Annotated in this window: 2 tRNA genes and 2 rRNA genes; all 4 read right to left on the reverse strand. The window is 50.8% G+C overall.

Going from position 1 to position 5439, the window contains the following annotated elements:
- Window positions 1–97: 97 nt before the first annotated feature.
- Window positions 98–2991 (reverse strand): 23S ribosomal RNA (locus tag AC1RGE_RS31975).
- A 233-nt stretch (window positions 2992–3224) separates the two neighbouring features.
- A tRNA-Ala gene (locus tag AC1RGE_RS31980) sits at window positions 3225–3300 on the reverse strand.
- Between the two features lie 10 nt (window positions 3301–3310).
- Window positions 3311–3387: transfer RNA gene (locus AC1RGE_RS31985), tRNA-Ile, on the reverse strand.
- A gap of 123 nt (window positions 3388–3510) precedes the next feature.
- Window positions 3511–5049 (reverse strand): 16S ribosomal RNA (locus AC1RGE_RS31990).
- Together the 16S and 23S rRNA genes with 2 tRNA genes alongside form the textbook arrangement of a ribosomal RNA operon.
- Window positions 5050–5439 lie beyond the last annotated feature (390 nt).

Here is a 5439-nt window from a genome sequence, read left to right on the forward strand (position 1 = left end):
AATGGGTATGTAATAGATTTGTGTGTTCGCAAACTTTCGGTTTGTATCGTCTTCACACACCGCAACTCGCTTCTTAAGCAAATTGCTTGGGTGTTATATGGTCAAGCCTCACGGGCAATTAGTATTGGTTAGCTCAACGCCTCACAGCGCTTACACACCCAACCTATCAACGTCGTAGTCTTCGACGGCCCTTTAGGGAACTCAAGGTTCCAGTGAGATCTCATCTTGAGGCAAGTTTCCCGCTTAGATGCTTTCAGCGGTTATCTTTTCCGAACATAGCTACCCGGCAATGCCACTGGCGTGACAACCGGAACACCAGAGGTTCGTCCACTCCGGTCCTCTCGTACTAGGAGCAGCCCCTCTCAAATCTCAAACGTCCACGGCAGATAGGGACCGAACTGTCTCACGACGTTCTAAACCCAGCTCGCGTACCACTTTAAATGGCGAACAGCCATACCCTTGGGACCGGCTTCAGCCCCAGGATGTGATGAGCCGACATCGAGGTGCCAAACACCGCCGTCGATATGAACTCTTGGGCGGTATCAGCCTGTTATCCCCGGAGTACCTTTTATCCGTTGAGCGATGGCCCTTCCATACAGAACCACCGGATCACTAAGACCTACTTTCGTACCTGCTCGACGTGTCTGTCTCGCAGTCAAGCGCGCTTTTGCCTTTATACTCTACGACCGATTTCCGACCGGTCTGAGCGCACCTTCGTACTCCTCCGTTACTCTTTAGGAGGAGACCGCCCCAGTCAAACTACCCACCATACACTGTCCTCGATCCGGATAACGGACCTGAGTTAGAACCTCAAAGTTGCCAGGGTGGTATTTCAAGGATGGCTCCACGCAAACTGGCGTTCACGCTTCAAAGCCTCCCACCTATCCTACACAAGCAAATTCAAAGTCCAGTGCAAAGCTATAGTAAAGGTTCACGGGGTCTTTCCGTCTAGCCGCGGATACACTGCATCTTCACAGCGATTTCAATTTCACTGAGTCTCGGGTGGAGACAGCGCCGCCATCGTTACGCCATTCGTGCAGGTCGGAACTTACCCGACAAGGAATTTCGCTACCTTAGGACCGTTATAGTTACGGCCGCCGTTTACCGGGGCTTCGATCAAGAGCTTCGCGTTAGCTAACCCCATCAATTAACCTTCCGGCACCGGGCAGGCGTCACACCCTATACGTCCACTTTCGTGTTTGCAGAGTGCTGTGTTTTTAATAAACAGTCGCAGCGGCCTGGTATCTTCGACCGGCATGAGCTTACGGAGCAAGTCCTTCACCCTCACCGGCGCACCTTCTCCCGAAGTTACGGTGCCATTTTGCCTAGTTCCTTCACCCGAGTTCTCTCAAGCGCCTTGGTATTCTCTACCCAACCACCTGTGTCGGTTTGGGGTACGGTTCCTAGTTATCTGAAGCTTAGAAGCTTTTCTTGGAAGCATGGCATCAACCACTTCGTCACCTAAAAGGTAACTCGTCATCAGCTCTCGGCCTTAGAACCCCGGATTTACCTAAGATTCCAGCCTACCACCTTAAACTTGGACAACCAACGCCAAGCTGGCCTAGCCTTCTCCGTCCCTCCATCGCAATAACTAGAAGTACAGGAATATTAACCTGTTTTCCATCGACTACGCTTTTCAGCCTCGCCTTAGGGACCGACTAACCCTGCGTCGATTAACGTTGCGCAGGAAACCTTGGTCTTTCGGCGTGGGTGTTTTTCACACCCATTGTCGTTACTCATGTCAGCATTCGCACTTCTGATACCTCCAGCAAGCTTCTCAACTCACCTTCACAGGCTTACAGAACGCTCCTCTACCGCATCACTTACGTGATACCCGTAGCTTCGGTGTATGGTTTGAGCCCCGTTACATCTTCCGCGCAGGCCGACTCGACTAGTGAGCTATTACGCTTTCTTTAAAGGGTGGCTGCTTCTAAGCCAACCTCCTAGCTGTCTAAGCCTTCCCACATCGTTTCCCACTTAACCATAACTTTGGGACCTTAGCTGACGGTCTGGGTTGTTTCCCTTTTCACGACGGACGTTAGCACCCGCCGTGTGTCTCCCATGCTCGGCACTTGTAGGTATTCGGAGTTTGCATCGGTTTGGTAAGTCGGGATGACCCCCTAGCCGAAACAGTGCTCTACCCCCTACAGTGATACATGAGGCGCTACCTAAATAGCTTTCGAGGAGAACCAGCTATCTCCGAGCTTGATTAGCCTTTCACTCCGATCCACAGGTCATCCGCTAACTTTTCAACGGTAGTCGGTTCGGTCCTCCAGTCAGTGTTACCTAACCTTCAACCTGCCCATGGATAGATCGCCCGGTTTCGGGTCTATTCCCAGCGACTAGACGCCCTATTAAGACTCGCTTTCGCTACGCCTCCCCTATTCGGTTAAGCTTGCCACTGAAAATAAGTCGCTGACCCATTATACAAAAGGTACGCAGTCACAGAACAAAGTCTGCTCCCACTGCTTGTACGCATACGGTTTCAGGATCTATTTCACTCCCCTCTCCGGGGTTCTTTTCGCCTTTCCCTCACGGTACTAGTTCACTATCGGTCAGTCAGTAGTATTTAGCCTTGGAGGATGGTCCCCCCATATTCAGACAAGGTTTCTCGTGCCCCGTCCTACTCGATTTCATGACTAAGAGATTTTCGCGTACAGGGCTATCACCCACTATGGCCGCACTTTCCAGAGCGTTCCGCTAATCTCAAAGCCACTTAAGGGCTAGTCCCCGTTCGCTCGCCACTACTAAGGGAATCTCGGTTGATTTCTTTTCCTCAGGGTACTTAGATGTTTCAGTTCCCCTGGTTCGCCTCTTGTGCACCTATGTATTCAGTACAAGATAACCATCTTATGATGGCTGGGTTCCCCCATTCAGAGATCTCCGGATCAAAGTCTGTTTGCCGACTCCCCGAAGCTTATCGCAGGCTACCACGTCTTTCATCGCCTCTGACTGCCAAGGCATCCACCGTATGCGCTTCTTCACTTGACCATATAACCCCAAGCAATCTGGTTATACTATGAAGACGACATTCGCCGAAAATTTGCATTCTTAATTAAAAGAGAACTCACAAATTTTACCTTAGCCTGATCCGTTACCAGTGAAAGTAACGTTCAGTCTATCTTTCTATCACATACCCAAATTTTTAAAGAACGATCTAATCAAAAGACTAGAAATCAACATTCAAAGTGAATGCTCATTTCTAAGCTTTCAGAAGCAGTTTATGGTGGAGCCAAGCGGGATCGAACCGCTGACCTCCTGCGTGCAAGGCAGGCGCTCTCCCAGCTGAGCTATGGCCCCATAACAAAATTGGTGGGTCTGGGCAGATTCGAACTGCCGACCTCACCCTTATCAGGGGTGCGCTCTAACCAACTGAGCTACAGACCCAATTTCGAGCTTGTAACTGTTAGCTTGGAGCTATCAGCTTGGAGCTTAAAGCTGCTTCTATCGTCTTCTTCAATGAATCAAGCAATTCGTGTGGGAGCTTATGAAGCAGCTGATGTCGTCGATTAAGGAGGTGATCCAGCCGCAGGTTCCCCTACGGCTACCTTGTTACGACTTCACCCCAGTCATGAATCACACCGTGGTAACCGTCCTCCCGAAGGTTAGACTAGCTACTTCTGGTGCAACCCACTCCCATGGTGTGACGGGCGGTGTGTACAAGGCCCGGGAACGTATTCACCGCGACATTCTGATTCGCGATTACTAGCGATTCCGACTTCACGCAGTCGAGTTGCAGACTGCGATCCGGACTACGATCGGTTTTATGGGATTAGCTCCACCTCGCGGCTTGGCAACCCTTTGTACCGACCATTGTAGCACGTGTGTAGCCCAGGCCGTAAGGGCCATGATGACTTGACGTCATCCCCACCTTCCTCCGGTTTGTCACCGGCAGTCTCCTTAGAGTGCCCACCATAACGTGCTGGTAACTAAGGACAAGGGTTGCGCTCGTTACGGGACTTAACCCAACATCTCACGACACGAGCTGACGACAGCCATGCAGCACCTGTCTCAATGTTCCCGAAGGCACCAATCTATCTCTAGAAAGTTCATTGGATGTCAAGGCCTGGTAAGGTTCTTCGCGTTGCTTCGAATTAAACCACATGCTCCACCGCTTGTGCGGGCCCCCGTCAATTCATTTGAGTTTTAACCTTGCGGCCGTACTCCCCAGGCGGTCAACTTAATGCGTTAGCTGCGCCACTAAGAGCTCAAGGCTCCCAACGGCTAGTTGACATCGTTTACGGCGTGGACTACCAGGGTATCTAATCCTGTTTGCTCCCCACGCTTTCGCACCTCAGTGTCAGTATCAGTCCAGGTGGTCGCCTTCGCCACTGGTGTTCCTTCCTATATCTACGCATTTCACCGCTACACAGGAAATTCCACCACCCTCTACCATACTCTAGCTTGCCAGTTTTGGATGCAGTTCCCAGGTTGAGCCCGGGGCTTTCACATCCAACTTAACAAACCACCTACGCGCGCTTTACGCCCAGTAATTCCGATTAACGCTTGCACCCTCTGTATTACCGCGGCTGCTGGCACAGAGTTAGCCGGTGCTTATTCTGTCGGTAACGTCAAAACAATCACGTATTAGGTAACTGCCCTTCCTCCCAACTTAAAGTGCTTTACAATCCGAAGACCTTCTTCACACACGCGGCATGGCTGGATCAGGCTTTCGCCCATTGTCCAATATTCCCCACTGCTGCCTCCCGTAGGAGTCTGGACCGTGTCTCAGTTCCAGTGTGACTGATCATCCTCTCAGACCAGTTACGGATCGTCGCCTTGGTGAGCCATTACCTCACCAACTAGCTAATCCGACCTAGGCTCATCTAATAGCGTGAGGTCCGAAGATCCCCCACTTTCTCCCGTAGGACGTATGCGGTATTAGCGCCCGTTTCCGGACGTTATCCCCCACTACTAGGCAGATTCCTAGGCATTACTCACCCGTCCGCCGCTCGCCACCAGGTACAAGTACCCGTGCTGCCGCTCGACTTGCATGTGTTAGGCCTGCCGCCAGCGTTCAATCTGAGCCATGATCAAACTCTTCAGTTCAAACATCTTTGGGTTTTGAGAAAACCCTAAACTTGGCTCAGCAATCGTTGGTTACATCTTTGATTTCTCGCGGAGTAACTTGTGATGCTGATAATCTTTTTGACTATCAGTCTGACTCCACAAGCACCCACACGAATTGCTTGATTCAGTTGTTAAAGAGCGGTTGGTTAAGATCTTTCGTCTCAACCGAGGCGCGCATTCTACAGCAGCCTCATTTGCTGTCAAGTGATTTTTTTAAGAAGTTTTCAAAGTTTCCTTTTTAACTTCAACCACTTGCGCTTCCGATCTCTCGTTAGCGGGAGGCGAATTCTACAGCGTTACACGCTGCTGTCAACACCTCTTTTCAACCGCTTTCGACCGAGAGGATCGAATCGTTAATAAGGCGAAAAC

This window comes from Pseudomonas sp. GW823-FHT02C05 (assembly GCF_058797595.1).